The organism is Stappia indica, assembly GCF_020177335.1.
GTDB lineage: Bacteria > Pseudomonadota > Alphaproteobacteria > Rhizobiales > Stappiaceae > Stappia > Stappia indica_B.
In genome coordinates, this window is record NZ_JAIVMG010000013.1 from 1 (window position 1) to 25,102 (window position 25,102).

Here is a 25,102-nt window from a genome sequence, read left to right on the forward strand (position 1 = left end):
TGCGGGCGCTGCTGGACCGGTGTCTGGGGCTGCACCGGGCGGCGCTGCGGCGCGGGCCGGGGGCGAGGCTGCTCCCGTGCGGGCGCCTGCGGCTCCTGTGGGGCCGGGGCCGGCTCGGCGACCGTGGGCGGCGCGACAAGGTCGGCGCCTGCTTCGAGGCCTGCGGCTACCGGCGCAGCGACAGACGCTGCCTGCTGGCGCGGATAGCTCTGGCTGACCGGGACGCCGCGCACGATGTTGCGCTCGACGACCACATCGCTGGGACCGCCGACCAGGAGCAGATGCTCGACATTGTCGCGGCGGATCAGCACCAGGCGGCGGCGGGTGTCGAGCGAGGCGGCATCCATTACGGCAACGCGTGGCTGCCGGCTGCGTCCGCCGGCCACCCGACCGCCGGCCACCCGGCGCAAAATCCATACGAACATGGAAATCAGGGCAAGGACGATCAGGATGGCTATGAAGAACTGAATGCCTTGCGCCCAGCCTGGCTCCATGTTGAAGGTCTCTACCAGCCAATCCCTCATGCTTTTGGGCCTTTTCTCATCGACTGTCTCGCTCTTGCGACGGTTTGCTGGTCTCGCGCTGCTTCGCGCCCGCGCGTTTGTTCCAGCGGTTGTCACACATGCAAGGGGATCGTGTAAACGCCGACATGATAATGCGATATTGCCTTATCGACCATAGCCGATCCCGAAATCGCCCCCGCATGCTTTCGGTGTGATCACCGGCCAATCGTCTGTCGGCCGGTTGTGCTCCGCCTCTCCATAGCCGGTTGTCTGATTCCCTCAAAGCCGGAACGCTGAAAGGGGTGGGTAAAAAATGCCCGCCGCGCGCCTTGTTTCACGCAAACTGCAAGACTCGACCTGGCGGAACTCCGCAGTTTCGCACGGGCAAATCTTACCGGATGGTTAACCGTTAACCTACTGTTAACCAAATGATCGGCAGGATCTGCCTAGCAGTCAAGGAGCCGGTCATGGCGATCACCGACCTTCCCGTTTTCCAGGTTTTGAAGTCGAAGATGCAGTGGCATCAGACCCGGCAGGGCGTGTTGGCCGAAAATGTCGCCAATGCGGATACGCCCGGCTACCGGGGGCAGGATCTGAAGGCGTTTTCCTTCGAGGATGCGCTCAAGGCCCGCACCACCGGGCTGGAAACCAGCCGCACCGTCGTCGGCCACATGCATGGCAGCATGCTGCGCGAGACCGGGGCGGTGAAACGCGACCCGGACCACGGCTTCGAAATCACGCCGGATGGCAACACCGTGGCGCTCGAAGAGCAGATGATGAAGGTCACGGCAAACCAGATGGACTACCAGACCGTCTCCTCGCTCTACAGCAAGGGGCTGGGGCTGATCCGCACGGCGCTGTCGCGCAATGGATAACGGCGCGCGCGTGCCGGCAAGGAGCTGAACCGTGGATTTCACCAAGTCAATCTTCGTCGCCGCCTCGGGTCTGAAGGCCCAGACCGGGCGCATGCGGATCATCGCGGAGAATATCGCCAACGCGGATTCCACGGGGCGCACCCCCAACGAGGATCCCTACCGGCGCAAGATCCCCACCTTCGAGGCGACCCTGAATCGGGAAATCAACGCCGAAACGGTGGAGCTCGGCCCGGTGGAGATCGACCGGACCGAGTTCAAGACCCGCTACGAGCCCGGCCATCCGGCCGCCGATGAAAAGGGCTACGTGCGGCTGCCGAACGTCAACACGCTGGTGGAAATGGTCGACATGCGCGAGGCGCAGCGGTCCTACGAAGCCAACCTCAATCTCATCCAGGCAACCCGCCGGATGCTGCAAAAGACCATCGATATCCTGCGCGCCTGAGCCGGCTTCGGCCGGCCCGCGCGGCTGTCCGCGCTGACATCAATCGGAGAGAACCGCCATGTCCACCCCTTCGGTCGCCGCTGGTGCCTATCGGATGGCCTCTGCCCTTGCCAACCCGAATCAGGCTAGGGAACTTGAAAAGCCGTCGACGACGAGCCCGGATTTCGCCAACATGGTCAAATCGGCGGTCGAGACGGTGGTCGAGCAGGGGCAGAAGTCGGACCAGCAGGCGCTGGCCATGGCCCAGGGCAAGGCGAATGTGATCGACGTGGTCACCGCCGTGGCGGAGACCGAAGTGGCGATGGAAACGCTGGTCTCGGTGCGTGATCGCGTTATCTCCGCCTATCAGGAGATCATGCGGATGCCGATCTGAGGGTGATCGGCCGGGCCGTGGGCCGCAAGAGGGGCTGAACCCAGGAATGACCGGACCAGAGGTGCTCGACATCGCCCGGCAGGGGATCTGGACGCTGATCCTCATCGCCGCGCCGCCGATGGTGGTTGGCCTCCTGGTGGGTGTGGTGATCGCGCTGTTTCAGGCGCTGACCCAGATCCAGGAAATGACCCTCGTCTTCGTTCCGAAGATCCTCGCCATCTTTCTCACCCTGCTGGTGACCCTGCCCTTCATGGGGCAGGTGCTTGATGCCTATACCAACCGGCTCGCCGAGCTGATCGTCGGCGGCGGCTGAGATGAATTTCAACATCTCCCTCCTGCCGCAGGTGGCGCTTCTGTTCATGCTGCTGTTCGCCCGGGTGGGAACGATGCTGATGCTGATGCCGGCACTCGGCGAAGGCTCGATCTCCCCGCGCGTGCGCCTGGCTCTCGCCCTGCTGCTGACCCTTGCCTTCTATCCGCTGGTGACGCCGCTCTACGCGATCGACGTTGCGGGGGCGACGCCGGCGGGTATTGCCGTTCTTCTGGCCGGCGAGTTTGCCGTCGGCTTTTTCATTGGTCTCGGTGCGCGGCTGATCACCTACACCCTGTCGATCGCCGGCATGGTGATCGCCAGCCAGTCGGGCCTTGCCTTCGCCATGGCCACCGATCCGACCATGGACGGTCAGCAAGGGGCGGTGATCGGCTCGTTCCTCAGCCTGCTTGGGGTGACGCTGGTGTTCGCCTCGGACCTGCATTTTCTCGTGATTGCCGCCATGTATGACAGCTTCGAGCTGTTCCCGCCCGGCGGGCCGCTGCCCGTGGGCGACCTGGCGCAGACGGCGACGAGCCTGGTGGGGGAGGTGTTCACCATTGCCATCCGCATGTCGGCACCGTTTCTCGTCGTCGGTCTGGTGTTCTATTTCGGTCTTGGCCTGCTCAACAAGCTGATGCCGCAGATGCAGATCTTTTTCATCGCCATGCCGCTCAACATCGCCATTGGCGGGCTCATGCTGTTCGCGCTCCTGGTGACCATGATGATGTGGTACCTGGGGCATTTCGAGACGGCGCTCGGCCGGTTCATCGCGGGGTAGCGGGCGATGGCCGAACAGAACGACGACGCCGAGAAAACAGAAGACCCGACACAAAAGAAACTCGACGACGCGCTGAAGAAGGGCGATGTCGCCAAGAGCCAGGAGGTCTCGACCTGGTTCGCCATGCTGGGTACCGGCATGGTGGTGGCGATGCTGGCGCCCTCGACCGCCGACAGTCTCAGTGCCGCCCTGCGCGGCTATCTGGTCAATGCCCATCAGATCCCGATGGATGGCACGGCGCTGCACGGGCTCTGGCAGGCGACCGGCCTGAAGGTCGCCGCCATCCTGGCGCTGCCGCTTCTGTTGCTGCTGGCGATGGCGCTGGTCGGCAACATGATCCAGCACAATCTGGTCTGGTCGGCCGAGCGGATGAAGCCGAAGCTCAACAAGATCTCGCCGCTGGCCGGCTTCAAGCGGCTGTTCTCCGCCGAAAGCCTCGTCAACTTCCTGAAAGGGCTGGTGAAGATCTCCGTGGTGAGCGGGCTGATGGTGGCGGTCCTCTGGCCGCAGCGCGACACCATCGACACGATGATCTTTCGCGAAACCGGGGTGCTGCTGGAGGAGGTGCACATTCTGGTGCTGCAGCTGATCGCGGCGATCCTGGCGGTGATGACCATCGTTGCCGCGGCCGATTATGTCTGGCAGCGCCAGCGCTGGCACGAAAAACAGAAGATGACCCAGCGCGAGGTGCGCGAGGAGTACAAGCAGACCGAGGGCGACCCGCTGATCAAGGGCAAGATCCGGCAATTGCGGATGGAACGCTCGCGCAAGCGGATGATGGCGGCGGTGCCCGATGCCACCGTGGTGATCACCAACCCGACCCACTATGCGGTGGCGCTGAAATACGAGCAGGGAATGGGAGCGCCGGTCTGTCTTGCCAAGGGAACGGACCAGATCGCCTTGAAGATCCGGGAGATCGCGCGCGGGCACTCGATCCCGGTGGTGGAGAATCCGCCGCTGGCCCGCGCGCTGCACGCGACCCTCGATATCGATCAGGAAGTTCCCGAGGAACACTACCGCGCGGTGGCGGAAGTCATCGGTTTCGTTTATCGAATGCGGGAACGTGGATCCTGGCGCGGATAAGGACAGACTGTGTCTGTTTTCCCAGCGCCGCAGGGTCACGCATGTTGAAATGCGCAAGGCGGCGCGAAATGCTTGAAACGCGCCGTCACGGCGAATCGGATAGGGTGAGGGGACGGGAGCCGGACGGCTCCATGCCCGCAGGGTTGCAGATGAACGAGATGGACTCAAGTTCCCGGTCCCCGGTGGTGGATCGTCCCGAGCGCGGCGGCAATATCGGCTTGTTGATCCTGCTTGCGGTCGGCATCGTCTCGGCCGCGGCAGCCTTTGCCATGATGACCCGAGACCAGGCCGAGCCCTATGTACTGGCGCTGCTGGGCGTTCTGGCGGTGATCGGCGTGTTCTCCCTGTTCGCCAGCGCCATCGGCCTCTTGCGGTTTTCCATGCGCGCGCCGGTCAGCCCGGTGCCGACCGCGTTTCTCGATACCTTCGACGAGGGCGTCGTGGTCACCGAGAAGGACGGGCGCATCATTTATGCGAACGCGGCCTACTCGGCGCTGGTGCGGGCGGAGGCAGACACCGAGGTGCGCAGCGTGGAGCGGGTGTTTTCCGCCGACCCGAATGCCACGGATGCGATTTTCCATCTGGCCCGCGCGGCGGAAACCCAGCGCACCGGCGAGGAGGAGATCCGTCTGTCGCATCCTCTGGGGCAGAACGACGGCGATCCGTGCTGGTACCGGGTGCGGGTGCGGCCGCTGAGCCTGCCGACCAGCGACGGGCGCGGGGCGGCACGCGACTGCATCATCTGGCAGGTCGCCGACATCAGCGGCGAGCGGACCGAGCAGGAAACCTCGTTCCAGGAATTGCAGCGGGTCATCAACTTTCTCGATCATGCGCCGGCCGGGTTCTTCTCCTGCGACGGGGCCGGGCGGCTCGTCTATCTCAATGCGACGCTGGCCGACTGGCTCGGCTATGACCTGGTGCGGTTCAAGGCCGGGTCGGTCGCCCTGTCCGATTTCATCCGCGGCGACGGGGCGGAACTCTTGCGCTCGCTGCAGGGGCGCGCCGGCGAGGTCAAGAGCGAGACCTTCGATCTCGATCTGGTGGCCCGCAACGGGCGCAGCATTCCGGTGCGGATCCTGCACCGGGTGCCGTTCGGCGGCGACGGCGAGGCCGGCGAAAGCCGGACCATCGTGCTCAACCGGTCCCGGGGCGAGGATGCCTCCGAGGCGCTGCGTTCCTCCGAGGTCCGTTTCGCCCGGTTCTTCAACAACACGCCGATCGCCATTGCCTCGATCGATCGCGATGGCGGCATCAGCAAGACCAACGCGCCGTTCCTGCGCCTGTTCGGCGCCGGTGATGGCAGCGGTGCAACGCCGAAGCTGATCGATTTCGTGGTCGAGGGCTCCCGTCCGGCGCTGACCGAGGCGCTTGCGAGCGCCGCCGATGGCCAGAGCGAGATCCCGCCGGTCGATGTCCGGCTCGATGATCGGGAAGAAGGGCGCTCAGCGACCGTCTATGTCTCGGCGGTGCGCGACGGCGAGGACGATGGCGATGCGGCCATCGTCTACGTTCTGGAGACGACGGCGCAGCGGGTGCTGGAGGCGCAGTTCGCGCAAGGCCAGAAGATGCAGGCGATCGGCCAGCTTGCCGGCGGTGTCGCCCATGATTTCAACAACGTGCTGACGGCGATCATCGGCTTTTCCGACCTCTTGCTGGCCAGCCACCGTCCGAGCGATCCCTCGTTCCAGGACATCATGAACATCAAGCAGAACGCCAACCGGGCGGCAGGGCTGGTGCGCCAGTTGCTCGCCTTCTCGCGCCGGCAGACCCTGCGACCGAAGGAACTGGCGCTGAACGATGTGCTCGCCGACCTGTCGATCCTGCTCGACCGGCTCCTGGGCGAGAAGGTGGAATTGAGCGTGGTGCATGGCCGGGATCTGTGGCCGGTGATGGCCGATCTCAACCAGCTCGAACAGGTGATCGTCAATCTGGCGGTGAACGCGCGCGATGCCATGCCCGAGGGCGGGCGGCTGACCATCCGCACGACCAATGTCTCGGAGGAGAATTCACGCGGCTACGACAATGCCCGGGGCATGCCGGCGGGCGAATATGTGCTGGTGGAGGTGGTCGACACCGGCCATGGCATGGCGCCGGAGGTGATGGAGAAGATCTTCGAGCCGTTCTTCTCCACCAAGGAAGTGGGCAAGGGCACCGGCCTTGGCCTGTCCACGGTCTATGGCATCGTCAAGCAGACTGGAGGCTTCATCTTCTGCACCAGCGAGCCTGAGGTCGGCACCACCTTCCGGATTTTCCTGCCGCGGCATGTGCGCGAGGAAAACGAGCAGGTCGAGGCCAAGCCGGCGGAACAGCAGCAGCTTGCCGATCTCACCGGCTCGGCGACGATCCTTCTGGTGGAGGACGAGGAAGCGGTGCGGGCGTTTGCGGCCCGGGCGCTGAGTTCGCGTGGCTACACGGTGCATGAGGCCGCCAGCGGCGCTGAAGCGCTGGAGGTGATGGAAGAGACCGGCGGTCAGATCGATCTGGTGGTCTCGGACGTGGTGATGCCGGAGATGGATGGCCCGTCGCTCCTGCGCGAATTGCGCAAGACCCAGCCGGAGCTGAAGATCATCTTCGTGTCGGGCTACGCGGAGGATGCGTTCGAGAAGAACCTGCCGGAGAACGAGAAATTCTCGTTCCTGCCCAAGCCCTTCACCCTCAAACAACTGGCAACGGTGGTGAAGGACGTGCTGGCGAGCTGACCGCCGGCCGGGCGTTCTTCACCCCAATCCGGCGTAGTAGGCCGCGTAGAACACCAGCCAGAACGCGGCGAGCAGCAACCGCCGCGTCCACAGGGAAACGCCCGCCAGCAGTTTGGCGAAGATCAGCCAGCTTGCCAGGCAGGAGAGTGTGAAGCGCAGCAGGCGGGCGGGCAGGCTTGCGAGCAGAAAGAGCGCCAGCGGCGTTTCCGACCGCGCTGCCTCTACCGCGAAGATCTTGTAGGGCACGCCGGTGAGCGATCCCGTGACAAGACCCGGGAGAAGTCCGCCGTCCAAGAGGGTGCCTGCACGGGCAATCAGCTCCGGAAAAACCCCCGGGACTGCGAGCAGAAGTGCGTCGGCCGCATCGGGATGGGAGAGCGCGAGCACGTAGAGGAGCGCGCCGCCGGTGCAGGCGCCGACCACGGTCCACAGGCTTGCAATAAGCGCGCGGCGGAGCGAGGTCTGGGCCAGGAAGCTCAGCAGCACATCCGGGACGGTGAAGAAGACGATCGCCTCGGCGAAGCCCCACAGGGCGGCCGCGAGAAAGGCGAGCTTATTCCCAAGGTGCGAAGGTTTTTTCATGGGAGAGGGTCCTGAAGGCGGCGTTCAGCTGCGCCATGAAGTCCGGCCGGCTGCCCGGCCAGTGGATCGGGGCGCCGACGAAGATATCGCAGAAGAACGGCACCAGCAGGAAGGAGCCCTTCGGCAGCGCCTTGCCCAGCCCATGGGTGAAGACCGGGACCACCGGGACTTCGGGCGCTTTCGCCGACAGCAGGGCAACGCCCTTTTTCAGCGCGGCCATCTCCTCCGGCTGCCCGCGCGTGCCTTCGGGAAACAGGATCAGGATTTCGCCGCGCGCCAGCGCTTCATGGCAGGGGGCGAGCGGGTCGCGGCTGCGGGCCGTGCCGCTGCGGTCGATGGGAATGATGCCGAGGATGCGGGTGGAGAAAAAGGCGAGCCAGCGGGTCCGCAGGAAATAGTCGGCGGCGGCGACCGGGCGCACCCGGGCGATCCGCGACAGGGGCATCAGGCACATCAGCACCAGCGTATCGAGATGGCTGTTGTGGTTGGCGACGATGATCGCCGGCCCCTCCTTCGGCAACAGCTCGCGCCGGCGAATGTTGAGGCCGAGCAGCAGGGTGACGGCGATACGCACCGACAGGAAGAAGAGGTACTGCAGACAGCGGGTCATCCGTGGCCCTGGTCAGGTGTAGAAATAGCGGGTGAAATGGAAGAACAGCGGGGCGGTGAAGGTCAGGCTGTCGATCCGGTCCATGATGCCGCCATGGCCGGGGATCAGCGCGCCGGTGTCCTTGACGCCGAGATCGCGCTTGACCGCCGAGACGGTGACATCGCCGATGAAGCCGGCGGCGGCGATCAGCGCACCGGCGATGGCCGCATGCAAGGGGCCGAAGGGGGTGACCAATGGTGCCACCAGTACGGCAAGCAGGGTGGTCGTCGCCAGGCCGCCGAGAAAACCCTCCCAGGTCTTCTTCGGGCTGACCACCGGCACGATCTTGTGCCGGCCGAACAGCTTGCCCCAGGTGTATTGCGCCACGTCGTTGAACTGGGTGAGGAACACCAGGAACAGCAGCAGCCCCGCGCCGCTGGCCCCGTCTTCCGCCGCGCCGGGTAGTGGCAACACCAGCAGGAAGGCTGCGTGGCTGATGGCGAAGACGCAGAGCATCAGGCCCCAGTTGAGGGTGCCGACCGCCTTGAGAAAGCCGTCGGTCTGCTGCGACAGCAGCATGGCGAAGGGCAGGAACAGGAACATGTAGACCGGGATGAACACGGCGAACATGCCGTACCAGCCATCGGCGACCCAGTAGTATTGCACGGGAATCGCCAGATACGCCCAGAACAGCACCCGGCGGTCGGCGCGCCGGGTCGGGATCATCGAGAAATACTCCTTCAGCGCCAGGAAACTGACCAGCGCGAAGACGATGATCGACAGGGTGCGGCTGAGCAGAAAGGCGGCGGTGAAGATGGCGATCATCCCCCACCAGCTCTGGGTGCGCTGTACCAGCTCCGAATAGTCCTTGTCCGGGCGGCTGCGGGCGAGTGCCCAGACAAGCAGGCTGGCGGCGATCAACAGCCCCCAGATGCCAAGAAGCGCCAGATGCAGCGGCTGAAGGGCGGTCATCATCTGGCTCATGAGGCGGCCACCTCGCGCAGGGCCATCCGGGCCCGATTGACCACCGTCACGGCCGCCAGCACCAGGGTCAGCCCAAGGATGACGTTGAGCACGGTAGCGCCGGCAAGGCCCAACCCGACGAGACCGCCGAGGGTGCCGAAGACCACCGCACGGTCGCTCTTGCCCATCGGCCCGTCGTAGCGGCGGCTGGCACCGATCTGAACGCCGATCACCCCGGTCATTTCGCCGATCACCGCCAGCAGGCAGATGCCGATCACCAGAACGGGCGAGGCGCCGGCCAGCAGGGCGAAGGGCAGGTAGAGGCAGAGGTCGGAGACCACGTCGCCCAGCTCATTGAGCACGGCGCCGAGGGCGGAGCGCATGTCATGCTCGCGCGCCAGCATGCCGTCGATGGCGTTCAGCGCCATGCGCAGGAACAGGATCACCGGCAACAGCAGGAACGGCCAACCGGCCTCGGGCCAGAGGCTGAGGGCTCCCCCGCCGAGCGCGCTGAGGACAATGGCCGACACGGTGACCTGATTGGCGGTGATGCCGCGCCCGGCCATCCACCCGACCAGCGGGCGCAGGAGATCCTGAAAGCGGCTCTTGAGTTGATAGATCGAGGCCATGTGAAATGGGTTTTTCCGAAAAAGAAGCGGTCCGGCCGATGGTGGCCGAACCGCTTGTCTGTGGCAATCGAAGGTGGTGGCGTGTTGCCGGCCCGCCTCGTGACGGGATCAGAGGCAGGTCGCGGCGCTTTCGGCCTTGGCCTTCAGCCCCACGAGGCTGTCCCGGTTGTTGTACTGCGGCTGGGTGAGGCTGAAGACCTGCTCTAGCGCGGTGCCGGCGTTGTTGATGACGAACACGTCCTGCACCACCAGGGTCTTGCAGGCCTCGCCCTGGAAGCGCACGCGGATGCGGAACTTGCGCACACCGTTGTTCGAGGGGCCGAATTCATTGTCGAGCGCCGGGATCGGATCGCTCACCGTGCGCTCCAGCACCACCATGTTGGGCTGGTTCTGGGCAATCGGCGTGCCGCGCTGGGTGGCATTGGCGACGATGGTCTGGCGCACCACCTCCGGATCGGCCCGAACCGTGATGGACTGGGCGCCAGCGGGCACCGTCAGCACTGCCGGCTGCGGCGTGACGGGGCCGGCGGCCCGGCGGCCGGACTGGCAGGCGGCGAGGGCAAGCGCGGCGGCGAGCAGAACCATCAAGCGTAGCATATCGTCAATCCTTAACCGAAAACGCCGGGAGATCGGGGAGGGCGTCCAGGCGCTGCGGTCCCGTCCGCCAGGGGGCGTGTCATGTTGTGGGCGCGAGGTTAACAAACCTTGCGGGCGGGCGCATCCGTATCCTTGGAGCGCGCCGACGGCAAGGCGGGAGGTTACACTTCGGCTGTATCGAAGCCCTCCATCCACGGCAGGTCCGTTGGTCCCGGGTCGATCCCGAGCTGTGACAGCAGCGTGGTGACCTGTCCCCGGTGGTGGGTCTGGTGGTTGAACAGATGGGTGACCAGCAGCCAGCAGGGCCGTGTCCGGGAGATGCCATCAAGTCCGCTGGTCCAGGTGAGGTCCCCGGCAAGCCAGTCGCTGGTGAGCCCTTCCGCGAAGGCGAGAATATCGGTGTCCATCTCCGCTCGCGCTACGCGCAATGCGTCGAAATCGGCATAGAGCTCGGTGCCGATCGGCACCACCTGATAGCTGCGTCCGGTAAACCGGCCCATCCACACGCGGTCGCCGAGCAGGATGTGGTCGAGCGTTGCGTGGATCGAGCCGAAGAACGCGCCCCGGTCGGCCTTGCGGGCGTCGTCGTCGAGGTCCGCGCACAGGGCGTAGAGCCGGTCGTTCATCCAGCGATTGTACAGCGCCATGGCCCGGATGCTGTGCCGGTCCGTCATCATGTCGTCTTTCATTGTTGTCCTCGCAGCGTCAGAACTTGTCGCCGGTCTCAAAGCCGCCGCCGCCGAAACTGTCGCCGCTGTCGAAGCCGCCACCACCAAAGCCGCCACCGCCGAAACCGCCATCGGACCCACCGCCAGGGAAGGTGCCGCCCATGGAGCCGGGCAGGCCGACGCCGCCGGGAAAGCCGATGGCGCCACCGCGCCGCTTGCGCCGCCGGTGAGATTTTTCCGTCCGGGCCCAGTAATCGGCGCCGGAGAGTGCGCCTTTCGCCAGCTCACCGATCAGCACGCCGGCAAGATCATTGTTATCGAAGGAGGAATCCCAGTTGTCATAGTGCTTCTTGCGGAAGCGCTGGGCGACCTTGGCCAGTTCCTCGCGTCGCCGGACGATGTCGCGCAAATCCGCCTGATCCGCTTCGATTTGCGGCGTGATGGCACTGATCCGCCCGTCGAGATCGCGCAAGCGGCGGACAATCGCCTCGTCCTCGGGCGAAGGGGTGGCCAAGGCCTCCTGCCACAGAGTGCTCAGTTCATCCGAGCGCAGGGAGCGCAGGAGCGCTTCTTCCGCCGCCCGGAAATCCGCATCCTCACCGGCGAGAAAGGGCTGTTCGCGGGTCGCCAGTTCACTTTGCTCCGCTTCGAGCGCCTCCAGTGCGGCGGCCGTTTCCGTCAGTTCCTGCTCAGCGCGTTCGACTGCGGCGGCGAGATCCTCGCCGGCAAGCTCCGTGGCAGCGGCGCGGGACATGGCGCCCAGCTTCGTCTCTTCCGCCACAGCCTCCGCCTCCCGGTCGGTGGCATAGGCCTCCAGCCGTTCGGGGATCTCGCACAACATGGCGTAGTTCGGCCGGGCGTCGTCGAAGCGCACCAGCCGGGCGACCCATCTGTCCAGCATCCGGATCAGGCCGCTTGCGTGGTAGTCCGGCGTGCCGAAGCCTCGTTGCCACAGATACATGAACAGGCGGTCCGCCTCGTAGGCCGCGCCCTTTTCCTGCCTGTCGGCGGCGGCCTGGGTGGCCTTCGCCCGCGCCGCCTCGGCGGTGGTCCGGGCGGTTTCGACCCTCTCTTGCTGGCGGGCGTAGGCCGGATCCTTTGCGAGGCGGTCGTCCACCTGATCGAGGATCGCGTCGAGCCGGTCGCCGGCCGCATCGCGCTCGCGCGCCAGCCGCCGGCGTTTGTCGACCAGGGCGGCGATGTCGCTGGTCAGGGCGTTGCGCTGGGAACGCAGGGCGGAAAGGGCGAGTTCGCGCTGCTCCAGCCGCGCCTTGGCCTGGGCCTCGTCCCTGTCGATCCGCCGCCCGAACATCCCATCCCCGCTACCGCGCAGGCGAAACCGGGCCAACTCGCGATAGGCGTCCAGCTCGGCGCTGCGCAACTCGTTGATGTCGCGCATGGCCTGTTCGACACGGGCCTTGCGCTCCGCTTCCTCCTGCCGCAATTCGGCAAGCGAGTGTTCGATGGATCCCAGGGTCTGGCGTCCGCTGATCATGCTGTTCGTCCGGCCCTATCCGTTACCATTTGGTGATCGCACCCGCGTCGACCGGCTTCTGCCAGTCGATGCCGAGCTTGCCGCGAGCCTTGCTGCCCAGCACGGCGTCCTGGACGATGCCGTCCCGCTGCTTGTCGGCACGTACGGCATCGAAGGTGGCCTTGGGCACCCGCTGCCCCCAGATCCCGACCCGTTCGGTGCTGCCGTCTTCCTCCGAGTTGATCTCCTGCAGCAGCGCCGTACCGTCTGGGCCGATGGCCTCGACGATGAGATAGTAGTTCAGCGCATTGCGGTTCGCCTGCGGAATGCGGGTGACGCCGGTCGGCGTGCCCGGGCGGGAGACGATGCGCACGTCGAAGGTCTGGAGAAGTCGTGCTTCCAGCGCCATGAGGTCGGCGCGGGCCTTGCGCGCCGCCTCGGCGTCCTTGGCTGCAAGCGCGGCAAGGCCAGTCGCGGCGAGCGTTTCGGCGCGGGCGGTGGCCTCCGGAACGATGGCAATCCCGGCGATGCGCGCCGGCAGCGCGGCGAAATCGGCCGGCAGGGTCTCGGTCAGTTCGATCCGCAGGGCCTCCGCCGCCCGTTCACGTGGCAGGATCACGAGGAACCGCCAGGCAAGGACGGCGGCAACCGTCAGCAGCAGGAGGATGCCCAGCCATTTCGACCAGCGGGCCCGGGTGACATAGAGCAGCGCGAGCGTGCGCTGGAACCCGACGGCGGGCGGGCTGTAGACGAAGCGGTTTTGCCTGAGGTTCTGCACGCCCTCCCGGAGCATCCGGTCGGGCACCTCTATGCCCTGGCTCTTGTAGATCTGGCGCAGGCGCTCGACCATCTGCTCGTCGCGCAGATCGTCGCCCAGCTCCTTGACGGCGATGCGTTCGTCGTGGCGCAGGGTGTCCACGACATCCATCGCCATCATCAGGTCATCAAGTGGCGGCTTGGACGCGGTGGCGTCGGCAGACATGGGCAGGGCTCCCGTTCAATCCCGGTGCAAAGGAGGCGGCCCGAACCGGGAAGGTCCGGGCCCTGAGATGCCTCAGGCGCCGAGCGCGTTGCCTTCGGCGGCAAGCTTCGCCAGACGCCGCTTGCCATCCTCGACGGCGTCGCGGATCTCCTCGGAGTTCTTGGTCGCCATCACCCGCATCTCGTCGATGATTTCGCGGGAGTTCATCTGGAAGGTGATGACCGAATCCACCAGCTTCTTGACGGCGGCGGCCTGCACGGTCGGGCCGTAGCCGGCCTTGAGCGCGGCTTCCTGCACCGCGTCGCCAATTTCTGCGAGGGTTTCCAGCGACTTGGACACCCCGTCCTTCATGGCGTTGAGCGTCTCGGTGGATTCGTGCAGCCCCTGCAGCCCCGTGAAGGAGGCATTGAGCGCGGTCAGCACCGAATCATTGGTGGAGAAGAAGCTGACCGCCTGGGAGTAGACCCGCTCCTTGGCGTTGGTCGTCTGCATCAAGCGGGCCATGATCACTTCGGAGGTGTTGTAGCCGATGGTCAGGTTGTCGGCGAGATCCTTGGCGACCTGGAAGCGCTTTTCCTCATCCTGCATGGCGCGCATGCGCTCGTCACGCTGCAGCTCCAGCCGGGCCTTCTCCGCCGGTTCCTTGCCGGCATAGGCCTCGACCGCGCCATTGGCCGCCTCCAGCGCCGCCTTGGTACCGTCGAGCTTGTCTGTCGCGGTGCGCAGCACCTCCAGCGCAAGTACTTCGGCCTGTTTCAGCGCGCCGCGAAAATCGCGGTAGGCTTCGAGAATGCGGATCTCGCGTTCGATCTGGTCCTTGGTGTCCCGGGCGACATCCAGATAGGTATCGCGAATCTTGCCGAAGCGGTCGGACACGGTGCCCCGGGTCATGTCGCGCCATTTGTTCGACAGGTTCTCCATGAAGGAGATCTTGCCGTCGGCAAGCTGGTCGACCATGCTCTTGGCATCGTCGCGGATCGAATTGAACGCCTCGGTGATGGCCTCGTAGCGCTCGCCGATGGACATGGCCTGGATCTCGTTGCGCACGACCTCGTTGAAGGTCTGCGCCTGGCCGAGCGTGCGGGTGATGACGGCGATCTTGTCCGGCGACAGGTCGGAAATCTGCTCCAGCAGCGCGTTGATCGGCGCTTCGGCGGTGCCGTTCGGCATCAGGCCCATGTCGCGCAGGGCACCGACGGCCCTGTCCAGATACTGCATCGGTGAAAGCGCGGTGTCCGCCATTGTCCGTCCTCTGTCGTTTGCGCCGCCGGGGCGGCCCTGTGTCACCCGGTGCTATGCGGGAAAAGCTTCGCCCCGCTGCCCCGATGTGGTTATTGCCGTTCCCGGTTCCAAGCCGCAAGGGCATGGAACCGGCCGGCCGGCGCCGGTGCCCGGAGACCGACGAGCGAGCCTGACAGGGCACGAGTTAAGCATATATTCGCTGACAGTTACACGGTTGAGACACGCCGAATGGTCGGGCCTCCCCCAAGGTTCAACCGATCGCGTCCGAGTCCGCGTCGGCAACCGCAATGGCGGCGGCCAGTCGGGCGTTGTTGCGCACGAGCGCGATATTGGTTTCGAGGCTTCGTCCCTTGGTGAGGTCGAAGATCAGCGACAGCACGAAGGGGGTCACCGCCTTGCCGGAGATGCCGCGCCGTTCCGCCTGGTGCAGGGCCGTCTCGATCACCGAGGCCATTTCCCGCGCCGGGATTTCCGCCTCCTGCGGCACCGGATTGGCGACCAGCATGCCGCCATGGCCGCCAAGGCGCCGGCGCATGGACAAAAGACGGGCGACCTCTTCGGCGCTGTCGAGGCGCAAGGGGGCGGCAAGGCCGCTGTCGCGTGACCAGAAGGCGGGGAACACATCGGTGCCGAAGCCGATCACCGGCACGCCCCGGGTCTCCAGAACCTCCAGGGTCTTGGGCAGGTCGAGCAGTGCCTTGGCGCCGGCGGCGACCACGCAGACCGGGGTGCGACCCAGTTCTTCGAGATCGGCGGAAATGTCGAAATTGAGTTCGGCGCCGCGATGGACCCCGCCAATGCCGCCGGTGGCGAAAACGCGGATGCCGGCGGCCTCGGCGGCCATCATGGTGGCGGCCACGGTGGTGGAGCCGATCCGTTTGCTCGCCAAGGCGACGGCGAGGTCGGCGCGGGAGCATTTCATCGCTTCGGTGCTGCGGGCCAGCCGCTCCAGCGCCCCGTCGGAGAGGCCGATATGCAACTGGCCATCCATCGCGGCAATGGTCGCGGGGGTCGCGCCGCCAGCGCGGATATCCGCTTCCACCGCCCGGGCGGTCTCGGCGTTGCGCGGCCAGGGCATGCCATGGGTGATGATGGTCGATTCCAGTGCGACGACCGGCCGGCTCTCGGCTAGGGCATCGCGGACTTCCTCGGTGATTGCCAGCGGCGCGGCGCCCGCGCTGTGTGTCTCGCTCATCCGATCCCGTCTCCGTTTTCTGGCCGGCACCGTCCGGCCCGTTTGGCGCTTATAGGTGGGGCGCCGGTCCCCGTCGAGCCATCAGTCCTCGCCCGAGATCGCCCGCCAGTTCAAGCTGTCGGGAGCCGCGCCTTCCGCCGACAGGGTCAACGCGGCAGCGGCAAGGCCCGCTCGGGCGGCCGCGTCGAGCGTCCGGCCATGGTGCAATCCGGCAAGGGTGCCGGCAATCAGCGCGTCGCCTGCGCCGGTGACATCGCGCACCGCCACGTGGGGCACATCCAGCCGGCGAATGCCGGTGTTGTCGGCAAGGGTCAGCGGCGCGTTGCCATCGCTGACACAGCAGGCGGATACGCCCCTTTCCACAAGCGCGGCGGCAAGGTCGTCCGCGGGCGGCAGGGTCTCGATTGCCAGCAGCGCCGCGGCTTCCGCCCGGTTGCAGAACAGAAGGTCGAGCCGGGGCAGGATCGCGGCCAGCCGGGGCGCCTTGGCACAGGAGACGGCATCCGCCGCCAGGCGCCGGCGGGGTCCGGCATCCTTTGCCAGCCGGGCCAGGGTCGCCGGCGGCAGGTTGGTGTCCAGGAACCAGACCGCCGCCTCGATGAGGACAGTGGGCAGCGGCGTGAAGGCCTTCGCCGGCAGGGCTTCGGTGATTTCGCCATCCACCACGGCGGCGGCCAGCGCGCCGTCCGGGTCATGCAGCGCCAGGTAACGGCCGGTCGCCCGGCCTTGCAGCCGGCGCACCGCGCTCATATCCAGTCCTTGCGCGCTCAACTCCGCGCAGAGCTGTGCCCCCGCCGCATCGTCGCCGACCACACCGGCAAGGGCGCAAGCGATGTCCAGCTTCGCCAGCGCCCGGGCGACATTGGTGGCAACCCCGCCGGGGCGGCTGACGAACCGGGCCGGCGTGGAGGTCTCGCGCCGGATCGGCACGGCGGCATGGGCGATGGTGTCGAGATGAATCGCACCGATGAGGGCGATGGAGGGAGCCGGGGCGCGGGGGGCGGAGGACGGAACGGGCATGGCGGAAAGGTCCGAAAGGAAGCGGGCAAGAGCGCACCGCAACGCGGAGTCTTCCTTGTTGCATGGAATGGGGGAGGGGGAAATGGAAAGGCATCGGGTGCAGGCAGCGGGGCGGTCCCGGGGCGGCGATTCCCGTTGGGATGATCAATGGATGAAAAATGCCGTTGCGTAAGATTTTTCGGGCCGACCCGGAACATTCTTTGAACGAGGTTGAGAAAGGTCAACGTGTTCAAGGGAGTGGCGCGGCTTGTCGATGAGGAACAAATGAGGTACAAAAGCGCAGTTTGAATCGCCGGCTGCGGCGTGGAATAAGAAAGGCACGTGCGATGGCGCAAAATTCTCTCCGCTTGGTCGAAGGCATTCAAATGGACAAAACAAAGGCGCTGGACGCCGCCCTTTCCCAGATCGAACGGGCCTTTGGCAAAGGCTCGATCATGAAAATGGGGCAAGGTCAGGTGGTCGAGGTGCAGACCGTACCGACCGGATCTCTGGGGCTCGATATCGCGCTGGGCATCGGCGGGTTGCCGCGTGGCCGGATTGTCGAGATCTACGGGCCGGAATCCTCCGGCAAGACGACGCTGGCTCTGCATACGGTCGCCGAGGCCCAGAAGCAGGGCGGCATCTGCGCCTTCATCGATGCGGAGCACGCGCTCGATCCGATCTATGCGCGCAAGCTCGGCGTCAGCATCGACGATCTTTTGATCTCCCAGCCGGACGCGGGCGAGCAGGCGCTGGAAATCGCCGATACGCTGGTGCGGTCCGGGGCCATCGACGTGCTGGTAGTCGATTCGGTGGCGGCGCTGACGCCCAAGGCCGAACTGGATGGCGAGATGGGCGATTCGCTGCCCGGCCTGCAGGCGCGGCTGATGAGCCAGGCGCTGCGCAAGCTGACCGCCTCGATCTCCCGGTCGAAATGCATGGTGATCTTCATCAACCAGATCCGCATGAAGATCGGTGTGATGTTCGGCTCGCCGGAGACGACCACCGGCGGCAATGCGCTGAAGTTCTACGCCTCGGTGCGTCTCGACATCCGCCGCATCGGCGCGATCAAGGATCGGGACGAGGTGGTCGGCAACCAGACCCGGGTGAAGGTGGTCAAGAACAAGCTGGCGCCGCCGTTCAAGCAGGTCGAGTTCGACATCATTTACGGCGAAGGTGTGTCGAAGATGGGCGAGCTGATCGACCTTGGCGTCAAGGGCGGCATTGTCGAGAAGTCCGGCGCCTGGTTCTCCTACAACAGCCAGCGGCTCGGTCAGGGGCGAGAGAACGCCAAGCAGTTCCTGCGCGACAATCCGGCGCTTGCCGAGGAAATCGAACTGGCGGTGCGGCAGAATGCCGGGCTGATCGCCGAGCGGATCACCGATCCGGCTGGCGGTTCCGACGACGACAGCTAACCCTGTCCGACAAGGAACCGATTTGCATGTAGAATGGCCCGGAGCGCTGCCCGCGTTCCGGGCCATTCACGTATGAAGAGCGGCGGTCAAAGCGCGGTGCCGCGCGCTTGTCCCCGAAAGGAGGCAGGGCTGCCGCTATGCTGGACAGTTTCCCGGGGCGAAGATAAAAGCGGCGCACGATGCAATATCGCGCGCGGCGACTGGCGCTTTCGCCCATATATGTCAATCGGACGCGCGCAACATGATGGGTGGCTACTTGATGAGCGGTGTAAACGAAATCCGGTCGGCGTTCCTCGACTATTTCGCCAGGAACGGGCACGAACCTGTGGCCTCCGGTCCGCTTGTGCCGCGCAACGATCCGACCCTGATGTTCACCAACGCGGGCATGGTGCCCTTCAAGAACGTCTTCACCGGCCTTGAAAAGCGCGACTATTCGCGGGCGGTTTCGGCTCAGAAATGCGTGCGGGCCGGTGGCAAGCACAATGATCTCGACAATGTGGGCTATACTGCCCGGCATCACACCTTCTTCGAGATGCTCGGCAATTTCTCGTTCGGCGACTATTTCAAGGACCGGGCGATCGAGCTGGCCTGGGACCTGATCACCAAGGAATACGGCATTCCCGCCGACCGGTTGCTGGTCACCGTCTATGCGGACGACGACGAAGCCTTCTCCTTGTGGAAGAAGATCGCCGGACTGCCGGAAGACCGGATCATCCGCATCGCCACCTCCGACAATTTCTGGGCCATGGGCGATACCGGTCCCTGCGGCCCGTGCTCGGAGATCTTCTACGACCACGGCGAGCACATTCCCGGCGGCCCTCCGGGCTCGCCCGACGAGGATGGGGACCGGTTCATCGAGATCTGGAATCTCGTGTTCATGCAGTACGAGCAACTCGCCGACGAGCGGGTCGACCTGCCGCGCCCGTCGATCGACACGGGCATGGGGCTGGAGCGGATCGCCGCCGTGCTCCAGGGCGTGCATGACAACTACGACATCGACCTGTTCCGGGCGCTGATTTCGGCTTCGGAAAACGTGGTGGGCACCGGTGCGAACGGCGCGGGATCGAGCCACCGCATTATCGCCGACCATCTGCGCTCCACCAGCTTCCTGATCGCCGATGGCGTGCTGCCCTCCAATGAAGGGCGCGGCTATGTGCTGCGGCGGATCATGCGCCGGGCGATGCGCCATGCGCATCTTCTGGGGGCAGAGGAGCCCTTGATGTATCGGCTGGTGCCGACCTTGGTGCGGGAAATGGGCCGGGCCTATCCGGAGCTTGCCCGGGCGGAGAGCCTGATCAGCGAGACGCTGAAGCTGGAGGAAACCCGGTTCCGGCGCACGCTGGAACGCGGCCTCAGCCTGCTCGACGAGGCGAGCGCGGGGCTCGACAGCGGCGCGGAGTTCAGCGGCGAGACCGCCTTCAAGCTTTATGACACCTACGGCTTCCCGCTGGATCTGACCCAGGACGCGCTCCGGGCCCGGGGTATCGGCGTGGACACCGAGGGGTTCAAGGCGGCGATGGAACGCCAGCGGGCCGAGGCGCGTGCCGCCTGGAGCGGCTCCGGCGAGGCGGCGACCGACACACTCTGGTTCACGCTGAAGGACCGGCTCGGCGCCACCGACTTCCTGGGCTATGACAGCGAGGCGCTGGAAGGCGTCGTCGGCGCGCTGGTGCGCGATGGTGCGGAAGTGATGGAGCTGAAGGCCGGCGACACGGGCTTCGTCATCCTCAACCAGACGCCGTTTTATGGCGAATCCGGCGGTCAGGTCGGAGACACGGGCACCATGACCGCCGATGGCGTGCGGGTGCGGGTGACCGACACCCAGAAGCGGGCCGACGGGTTGTTCATCCATGAGGTGACGGTTGATGAGGGCGCGGTGACCATCGGTCAGGCGTTGGAGCTCACCGTCGATGGCGCCCGCCGCAGTGCGATCCGCGCCAACCATTCCGCGACCCATCTGGTGCACGAGGCCCTGCGCGAGGTGCTGGGCGATCACGTGGCGCAGAAGGGCTCGCTGGTCACGCCCGACCGTTTGCGGTTCGACTTTTCTCACCCGATGCCGGTCTCGGCGGAGGATTTGCGCAAGGTCGAGGACATTTCCAACGACATCGTGCTGCAGAATGCGCCGGTCGAAACCCGGTTGATGGGGGTCGACGACGCGATCGAGCAGGGCGCCATGGCCCTTTTCGGCGAGAAATACGGTGAGGAAGTGCGGGTCGTGTCGATGGGCCGGGCAACGCAAGGCGCCAAGGCCGGCAAGACCTATTCGCTGGAGCTGTGCGGCGGCACCCATGTGGGCCGCACCGGAGACATCGGTCTGGTGACCCTGGTGACGGAAGGCGCGGTCGCGGCGGGTGTCCGCCGGATCGAGGCGCTGACCGGGCGAGCCGCCCGCCAGTATCTTGCCGAGCAGGACATGCGGCTGCGCGATATCGCCGGCGTTCTGAAGGTGGCACCGGGCGATGTGACCGAACGGGTCTCGGGGCTTGTCGAGGACAAGCGCCGGCTGGAGCGGGAACTGGCCGAAACCCGGAAGAAGCTCGCCATGGGCGGGACGGGCGGCGGCGATGCCGGCATTCGCGAGGTCGGGTCGGTGAAGCTCCTGGCGCGGGTCGTGGAGGGGCTCAACCCGAAGGACCTGAAGGGGCTGGCCGATGAGGCCAAGGCCCAGCTCGGCTCCGGTGTTGTTGTCCTGATCAGCAAGGGCGAGGAGAACAAGGCGGCGATCGTCGTGGCGGTGACCGCGGATCTGACCGAGCGCTTCAGCGCGGTCGATCTGGTGCGGCTTGGCTCGGCGGCGCTCGGCGGGCGTGGCGGCGGCGGACGTGCCGACATGGCCCAGGCCGGCGGTTCTGATGCCTCCCAGGCGGAGGCCGCCATCGAGGCGATCGCGGCCGGCCTCGGCGAGGGCTGAGCTGATGGCCGCGGACCGTCCAGACCAGGATCGGATGGACCCGGCCGACGAGAGCGCTCCCAACAAGCGCCGGCGCAGCATTTCCCCCGATGGGGCGCCGGCGATCAAGCGGCACACCTACCGCTTGCTGGAGCTGGGGGCGGCGGGCGATACGCAAGGGCGCTGGGTCAACCGTGTCCTTGCGCTCTTCATCATCGGTACGGTGGTGATGGCGGTGCTGGAGACGGTGCCGGAGGTGGATGAGGAATGGGGCGGCTTGTTCGATCTCCTGGAGATCGTTGCCGGTGTCCTGTTCCTCGCCGAGTATCTCGCCCGGGTATGGGTGGCGGATCTGCACCCGCCGTTTCGGCGGTTCAAGCCGCTCGGCGCCCGGCTGCGCTATTGCTCCCAGATTTCCGCCATCATCGATCTGATGGCGATCCTGCCGTTTCTTCTGGCGCTGGTCTTGCCGACGATCGAGCTGAAGATCCTGATCGTCCTGCGGCTGACGCGGTTCTTCAAGCTGGCGCGGTATTCGCCGGCGCTGCGGTCTCTCGCCAACGCGGTGGCGGGTGAGCGGCATGCGCTGATTGCCAGTCTGGTCATCATCTTCGGCGTGATCCTGGTGGCGGCGACCGGGCTTTATCTGGTGGAACGCAATGTCCAGCCGGAAAAGCTCGGCACCATTCCCGGAGCCATGTGGTGGGCGCTGGCGACGCTGACGACCGTCGGCTATGGCGACGTGGTGCCGGTGACGGCGCCAGGTAAGATCCTGGGCGGCCTGGTGATGCTGATGGGCTACGGCCTGTTCGCCCTGCCGATCGGCATCGTCGCCACCGCCTTCGCCCGCGAGATCCACTCCCGTGACTTTGTCGTGACCTGGGGGATGGTGGCGGGGGTGCCGCTGTTCGAAGACCTGAAGGCCGCGGAAATTGCCGAGATCGCCAAGCTGCTGCGGGCCCTGTCGGTGGACACCGGCCAGGTCATCACCCGCAAGGGCGCCGAAGCGGACAGTATGTATTTCATTGCCCGGGGGGCGGTGGAGGTTGCGCTCGACAACAGTCGGGTGCGGCTGGAGGAAGGCGACTTCTTCGGCGAGATGGCGATCCTTGGCGGCCGCCGCCGGGTGGCGTCGGTCTTCGCGCTGGAGGCGACCCAGTTGATGGTGCTCGAGGCGCACGATCTGCACCGGCTGATGCGCAATCAGCCGGAGGTGGCGCGCAAGATCCTCGATGAGGTGCAGGAGCGCGCCCGCATGGGCTCGCTGCCCGACGACATCATCGAGGAGGAGGTCAGCCGCGCCAAACAGGTGGTGGAGACCCTGAAGGAAGAGGGCGTGGGCGTTGGTGCGGACTTGACCGAGCCGGAGCTTTTCGACGTGGAGACAGACGGCGAAGAAGAAGGCGGTGAGGACGCGCGCGAAAGTGAGGCACCCGATGAGGTGGACGCCGCCGCATCGGATGCCAAGCCGGAGCCCCCGCTGGATCCCCAGGACAAGACTTAGCCCCAGGCCGGTTCGGCGAGTCTGCGCGCTCGGTTATTGCGGCACCAGCCCGGCGGGAAGCTGGGAATAGAGCGGATCGCCGTACCAGAAGACATCGGTGGGCCCGATCGCGTAGTCGACGATGTTCCAGCGATTGTAGGCCTTTGTCAGCAGAACGTAGGTGCGCAAGCCTCCATCCATATATTCCGCTCGATCACGCATGAGGGTGCGGGACAGATCGATCGGGCGACCACCGGGCCGCTGCGGCGAAACAATCGCAAAGGCCCAGGGGCCGGAGACGCGCAGGCGATTGACGACGAATTCCACCGGCGCGCCGACCCGGGTCTCGATCAGCGGGCGGATCGCGTTCATCAGATCCTTGCGTTCCTTGGAACCACGCGGCGGCTCATAGGCGGCGTGCGCGAAGGTCGCCGTTCCGAGAAGCAGGAGCGCTGCGGCCACGATCAGGAAAAGCCGGGCAAGTGGTGAAGCGGAAACAGCGGTCATTCGATCCTCCGGTCGGTGTGGCGCGCCAGGGCCGCCTCCCGTCGCGGTCCGGTTGCGCGGCATGGTGCGGCGCGTTGCAGTTTAGAAGATCGTGCGGGCGTGGCGAGAAGCTATGTCAAAAAAGCAGCCGGAGCCGGAGAAAATTGCGCTCGAAAACGACGAAAGGCGCCCCAGGGGCGCCTTTCGCGGATTTGGCGGACGGTTGGTCCGAAGTTGGCAAGCCTGGCCTTAGCCGGCCATGGCCTTCTGCAGGTTCTCGTCGATCTTGTCGAGGAAGCCGTTGGTGGTCAGCCACTTCTGGTCCGGGCCGACGAGCAGGGCGAGGTCCTTGGTCATGAAACCGCTTTCGACAGTGTCGATGCAGACCTTTTCCAGCGTATCGGCGAACTTGGCCAACTCCGGCGTGTCGTCCAGCTTGGCGCGGTGGGCAAGACCGCGGGTCCAGGCGAAGATCGACGCGATCGGGTTGGTCGAGGTCTCCTCGCCCTTCTGGTGCATCCGGTAGTGCCGGGTGACGGTGCCGTGCGCAGCTTCCGCCTCGACGGTCTTGCCGTCCGGCGACATCAGGACCGAGGTCATCAGGCCGAGCGAGCCGAAGCCCTGGGCAACGGTGTCGGACTGCACGTCGCCATCGTAGTTCTTGCAGGCCCAGACATAACCGCCGGCCCACTTCAGTGCGGAGGCGACCATGTCGTCGATCAGGCGGTGCTCGTACCAGATCTTCTCGGCTTCGAACTTTTCCTTGAACTCGGCTTCGTAGATCTCCTGGAAGATATCCTTGAAGCGGCCGTCATAGGCCTTGAGGATGGTGTTCTTGGTCGAGAGGTAGCAGGGAACCTTGCGGATCAGCGCATAGTTCATCGAGGCGCGGGCGAAGTCGCGAATCGAATCGTCGAGGTTGTACATGGCCATGGCAACGCCCGAGGAGGGGGCGTCGAACACGTCATGCTCGATCTCGGTGCCGTCCTCGCCAACGAACTTGACCGTCAGCTTGCCCTTGCCGGGGAAGCGGAAGTCGGTGGCGCGGTACTGGTCGCCATAGGCATGACGGCCGACGATGATCGGCTGGGTCCAGCCCGGCACCAGACGCGGGACGTTCTGCATGATGATCGGCTCGCGGAAGATCACGCCGCCGAGGATGTTGCGAATCGTGCCGTTCGGCGAGCGGTACATGCGCTTGAGGCCGAATTCCTCAACGCGCGCCTCGTCCGGCGTGATGGTGGCGCATTTGACGCCAACGCCATACTGCTTGATCGCATTGGCCGCATCGACGGTGATCTGATCGTCGGTTTCGTCGCGCTTCTCGATGCCGAGGTCGAAATATTTCAGATCAATATCGAGGTAGGGGTGAATCAGCTTGTCCTTGATGAACTTCCAGATGATCCGGGTCATCTCGTCGCCATCGAGCTCAACAACCGGATTGATAACCTTGATTTTCGCCATAGTGCAGATGACCTCGCGTTTTGGGTAACTCCCGCGCCTCATGCGCTCGAAACCGTCGGGCCGGGTCGGCCGTAAAAACCGGGCCGACCGTCATAGCCGCGCGGCCCCTATAGCAAAGGGGCGAGGAAACGGGAAGTCAGGCATTGGGGGAAGAGACCCGGACGCCGCCTCTTCGACGCTGCGGCGGGGGAAGGGGGGCGGTGACTGTCTTCCGTCTGGTGCGCGGGCGGCGACTGTGTTGAACTTTGGTCCCGGTCGAAACGGATTGAACACACTCCGCAGGTAGGATGTCGGGACTTTGCAGCGGATGAGCGGCCGACCAGCGTGGAGGTTTGGAAGATGCTGAAGACCGTGACGGGAGGCGCGTGGCGTCGG

Annotated in this window: 24 protein-coding genes; 10 read left to right on the forward strand and 14 right to left on the reverse strand. The window is 65.6% G+C overall.

The annotated features are described in order from the left end of the window. Positions 1-524, reverse strand: a 524-nt coding sequence (locus LC062_RS16475; protein ID WP_224912124.1) for a flagellar biosynthetic protein FliO, incomplete at its 3' end; no start/stop codon positions are given. Between the two features lie 446 nt (positions 525-970). On the opposite strand from LC062_RS16475, the gene flgB reads away from it, so the two are divergent. The 7 genes from flgB (at position 971) to cckA (ending at position 7,066) form a co-directional block, all read left to right on the forward strand. Next, positions 971-1,378, forward strand: a complete 408-nt coding sequence (gene flgB, locus LC062_RS16480) for a flagellar basal body rod protein FlgB (protein ID WP_224912125.1) — start codon at positions 971-973, stop codon at positions 1,376-1,378. Positions 1,379-1,409: 31 nt separating this feature from the next. Then, on the forward strand, positions 1,410-1,820 hold the full coding sequence (gene flgC, locus LC062_RS16485; RefSeq protein WP_181758667.1) for a flagellar basal body rod protein FlgC: 411 nt from the start codon (positions 1,410-1,412) through the stop codon (positions 1,818-1,820). A gap of 58 nt (positions 1,821-1,878) precedes the next feature. After that, a complete protein-coding gene (gene fliE, locus LC062_RS16490) occupies positions 1,879-2,193 on the forward strand; it encodes a flagellar hook-basal body complex protein FliE (protein ID WP_224912126.1) in 315 nt (104 codons plus the stop codon). Between the two features lie 46 nt (positions 2,194-2,239). Further along, on the forward strand, positions 2,240-2,506 hold the full coding sequence (gene fliQ, locus LC062_RS16495; protein ID WP_181758669.1) for a flagellar biosynthesis protein FliQ: 267 nt from the start codon (positions 2,240-2,242) through the stop codon (positions 2,504-2,506). Between the two features lies 1 nt (position 2,507). After that, a complete protein-coding gene (gene fliR / locus LC062_RS16500; protein ID WP_224912127.1) occupies positions 2,508-3,284 on the forward strand; it encodes a flagellar biosynthetic protein FliR in 777 nt (258 codons plus the stop codon). Between the two features lie 6 nt (positions 3,285-3,290). Then, complete coding sequence (gene flhB, locus LC062_RS16505) at positions 3,291-4,367, forward strand: flagellar biosynthesis protein FlhB (RefSeq protein WP_224912128.1); 1,077 nt, start codon at positions 3,291-3,293, stop codon at positions 4,365-4,367. 131 nt (positions 4,368-4,498) lie between these two features. Next, positions 4,499-7,066, forward strand: a complete 2,568-nt coding sequence (gene cckA / locus LC062_RS16510) for a cell cycle histidine kinase CckA (RefSeq protein ID WP_224912129.1) — start codon at positions 4,499-4,501, stop codon at positions 7,064-7,066. Between the two features lie 18 nt (positions 7,067-7,084). On the opposite strand, the gene LC062_RS16515 is transcribed toward cckA, so the two are convergent. The 11 genes from LC062_RS16515 to LC062_RS16565 form a co-directional block, all read right to left on the reverse strand. Then, on the reverse strand, positions 7,085-7,648 hold the full coding sequence (locus tag LC062_RS16515) for a hypothetical protein (RefSeq protein WP_224912130.1): 564 nt from the start codon (positions 7,646-7,648) through the stop codon (positions 7,085-7,087). After that, positions 7,620-8,258, reverse strand: coding sequence for a lysophospholipid acyltransferase family protein (locus LC062_RS16520; RefSeq protein WP_224912131.1), 639 nt, complete (start codon positions 8,256-8,258; stop codon positions 7,620-7,622). Before LC062_RS16520 ends, LC062_RS16515 begins: the two co-directional genes overlap by 29 nt. Positions 8,259-8,270: 12 nt before the next feature. Beyond that, entirely contained in the window at positions 8,271-9,221 is a 951-nt protein-coding gene (locus LC062_RS16525) for a phosphatidate cytidylyltransferase (RefSeq protein ID WP_224912132.1), read from the reverse strand. Continuing rightward, positions 9,218-9,829, reverse strand: coding sequence for a CDP-alcohol phosphatidyltransferase family protein (locus tag LC062_RS16530; protein ID WP_224912133.1), 612 nt, complete (start codon positions 9,827-9,829; stop codon positions 9,218-9,220). The genes LC062_RS16525 and LC062_RS16530 overlap by 4 nt, the downstream gene beginning before the upstream one ends. A 108-nt stretch (positions 9,830-9,937) precedes the next feature. Next, a complete protein-coding gene (locus LC062_RS16535; protein ID WP_224912134.1) occupies positions 9,938-10,426 on the reverse strand; it encodes a hypothetical protein in 489 nt (162 codons plus the stop codon). Positions 10,427-10,587: 161 nt separating this feature from the next. Next, a complete protein-coding gene (locus tag LC062_RS16540) occupies positions 10,588-11,115 on the reverse strand; it encodes a DinB family protein (protein WP_224912135.1) in 528 nt (175 codons plus the stop codon). A 16-nt stretch (positions 11,116-11,131) separates the two neighbouring features. Beyond that, the gene (locus tag LC062_RS16545) at positions 11,132-12,589 is read right to left on the reverse strand and encodes a coiled-coil domain-containing protein (RefSeq protein ID WP_224912136.1); all 1,458 of its coding nucleotides are present in this window, start codon (positions 12,587-12,589) and stop codon (positions 11,132-11,134) included. A 22-nt stretch (positions 12,590-12,611) separates the two neighbouring features. Next, positions 12,612-13,550: a DUF6384 family protein gene (locus LC062_RS16550; RefSeq protein WP_224912137.1), complete on the reverse strand. Its 939-nt coding sequence runs from the start codon at positions 13,548-13,550 to the stop codon at positions 12,612-12,614. A 72-nt stretch (positions 13,551-13,622) separates the two neighbouring features. Then, positions 13,623-14,792, reverse strand: a complete 1,170-nt coding sequence (locus LC062_RS16555; RefSeq protein WP_224912138.1) for a cell surface protein — start codon at positions 14,790-14,792, stop codon at positions 13,623-13,625. Between the two features lie 250 nt (positions 14,793-15,042). Further along, positions 15,043-15,987, reverse strand: coding sequence for a pseudouridine-5'-phosphate glycosidase (locus LC062_RS16560; protein WP_224912139.1), 945 nt, complete (start codon positions 15,985-15,987; stop codon positions 15,043-15,045). An 81-nt stretch (positions 15,988-16,068) separates the two neighbouring features. Beyond that, positions 16,069-17,007, reverse strand: a complete 939-nt coding sequence (locus LC062_RS16565) for a PfkB family carbohydrate kinase (protein ID WP_224912140.1) — start codon at positions 17,005-17,007, stop codon at positions 16,069-16,071. Between the two features lie 326 nt (positions 17,008-17,333). Here LC062_RS16565 and recA point away from each other — a divergent pair, with 326 nt between their 5' ends. The 3 genes from recA to LC062_RS16580 all read left to right on the forward strand — a co-directional run bounded on the left by recA (position 17,334) and on the right by LC062_RS16580 (position 22,798). Then, complete coding sequence (recA, locus tag LC062_RS16570; RefSeq protein WP_224912141.1) at positions 17,334-18,401, forward strand: recombinase RecA; 1,068 nt, start codon at positions 17,334-17,336, stop codon at positions 18,399-18,401. A 259-nt stretch (positions 18,402-18,660) separates the two neighbouring features. Then, complete coding sequence (gene alaS, locus LC062_RS16575; RefSeq protein WP_224912142.1) at positions 18,661-21,315, forward strand: alanine--tRNA ligase; 2,655 nt, start codon at positions 18,661-18,663, stop codon at positions 21,313-21,315. A gap of 4 nt (positions 21,316-21,319) precedes the next feature. Next, positions 21,320-22,798, forward strand: a complete 1,479-nt coding sequence (locus tag LC062_RS16580; protein WP_224912143.1) for a cyclic nucleotide-gated ion channel — start codon at positions 21,320-21,322, stop codon at positions 22,796-22,798. Between the two features lie 33 nt (positions 22,799-22,831). Here LC062_RS16580 and LC062_RS16585 read toward each other — a convergent pair whose 3' ends face one another. Beyond that, positions 22,832-23,284, reverse strand: coding sequence for a hypothetical protein (locus LC062_RS16585; protein WP_224912144.1), 453 nt, complete (start codon positions 23,282-23,284; stop codon positions 22,832-22,834). Between the two features lie 228 nt (positions 23,285-23,512). Beyond that, positions 23,513-24,727 (reverse strand): NADP-dependent isocitrate dehydrogenase, encoded by a 1,215-nt coding sequence (locus LC062_RS16590; RefSeq protein ID WP_224912145.1) that lies wholly within the window; start codon positions 24,725-24,727, stop codon positions 23,513-23,515. Positions 24,728-25,102: the final 375 nt, after the last annotated feature.

What these genes read in the sequence shown, in the direction of transcription:
- flgB (WP_224912125.1), top strand. Translation starts at nt 971, where the DNA reads ATGGCGATCACCGACCTTCCCGTTTTCCAGGTTTTGAAGTCGAAGATG.
- fliE (WP_224912126.1), top strand. Translation starts at nt 1,879, where the DNA reads ATGTCCACCCCTTCGGTCGCCGCTGGTGCCTATCGGATGGCCTCTGCC.
- fliQ (WP_181758669.1), top strand. Translation starts at nt 2,240, where the DNA reads ATGACCGGACCAGAGGTGCTCGACATCGCCCGGCAGGGGATCTGGACG.
- fliR (WP_224912127.1), top strand. Translation starts at nt 2,508, where the DNA reads ATGAATTTCAACATCTCCCTCCTGCCGCAGGTGGCGCTTCTGTTCATG.
- flhB (WP_224912128.1), top strand. Translation starts at nt 3,291, where the DNA reads ATGGCCGAACAGAACGACGACGCCGAGAAAACAGAAGACCCGACACAA.
- cckA (WP_224912129.1), top strand. Translation starts at nt 4,499, where the DNA reads ATGCCCGCAGGGTTGCAGATGAACGAGATGGACTCAAGTTCCCGGTCC.
- LC062_RS16515 (WP_224912130.1), bottom strand. Translation starts at nt 7,648, where the DNA reads ATGAAAAAACCTTCGCACCTTGGGAATAAGCTCGCCTTTCTCGCGGCC.
- LC062_RS16520 (WP_224912131.1), bottom strand. Translation starts at nt 8,258, where the DNA reads ATGACCCGCTGTCTGCAGTACCTCTTCTTCCTGTCGGTGCGTATCGCC.
- LC062_RS16525 (WP_224912132.1), bottom strand. Translation starts at nt 9,221, where the DNA reads ATGAGCCAGATGATGACCGCCCTTCAGCCGCTGCATCTGGCGCTTCTT.
- LC062_RS16530 (WP_224912133.1), bottom strand. Translation starts at nt 9,829, where the DNA reads ATGGCCTCGATCTATCAACTCAAGAGCCGCTTTCAGGATCTCCTGCGC.
- LC062_RS16535 (WP_224912134.1), bottom strand. Translation starts at nt 10,426, where the DNA reads ATGCTACGCTTGATGGTTCTGCTCGCCGCCGCGCTTGCCCTCGCCGCC.
- LC062_RS16540 (WP_224912135.1), bottom strand. Translation starts at nt 11,115, where the DNA reads ATGAAAGACGACATGATGACGGACCGGCACAGCATCCGGGCCATGGCG.
- LC062_RS16545 (WP_224912136.1), bottom strand. Translation starts at nt 12,589, where the DNA reads ATGATCAGCGGACGCCAGACCCTGGGATCCATCGAACACTCGCTTGCC.
- LC062_RS16550 (WP_224912137.1), bottom strand. Translation starts at nt 13,550, where the DNA reads ATGTCTGCCGACGCCACCGCGTCCAAGCCGCCACTTGATGACCTGATG.
- LC062_RS16555 (WP_224912138.1), bottom strand. Translation starts at nt 14,792, where the DNA reads ATGGCGGACACCGCGCTTTCACCGATGCAGTATCTGGACAGGGCCGTC.
- LC062_RS16560 (WP_224912139.1), bottom strand. Translation starts at nt 15,987, where the DNA reads ATGAGCGAGACACACAGCGCGGGCGCCGCGCCGCTGGCAATCACCGAG.
- LC062_RS16565 (WP_224912140.1), bottom strand. Translation starts at nt 17,007, where the DNA reads ATGCCCGTTCCGTCCTCCGCCCCCCGCGCCCCGGCTCCCTCCATCGCC.
- recA (WP_224912141.1), top strand. Translation starts at nt 17,334, where the DNA reads ATGGCGCAAAATTCTCTCCGCTTGGTCGAAGGCATTCAAATGGACAAA.
- alaS (WP_224912142.1), top strand. Translation starts at nt 18,661, where the DNA reads ATGAGCGGTGTAAACGAAATCCGGTCGGCGTTCCTCGACTATTTCGCC.
- LC062_RS16580 (WP_224912143.1), top strand. Translation starts at nt 21,320, where the DNA reads ATGGCCGCGGACCGTCCAGACCAGGATCGGATGGACCCGGCCGACGAG.
- LC062_RS16585 (WP_224912144.1), bottom strand. Translation starts at nt 23,284, where the DNA reads ATGACCGCTGTTTCCGCTTCACCACTTGCCCGGCTTTTCCTGATCGTG.
- LC062_RS16590 (WP_224912145.1), bottom strand. Translation starts at nt 24,727, where the DNA reads ATGGCGAAAATCAAGGTTATCAATCCGGTTGTTGAGCTCGATGGCGAC.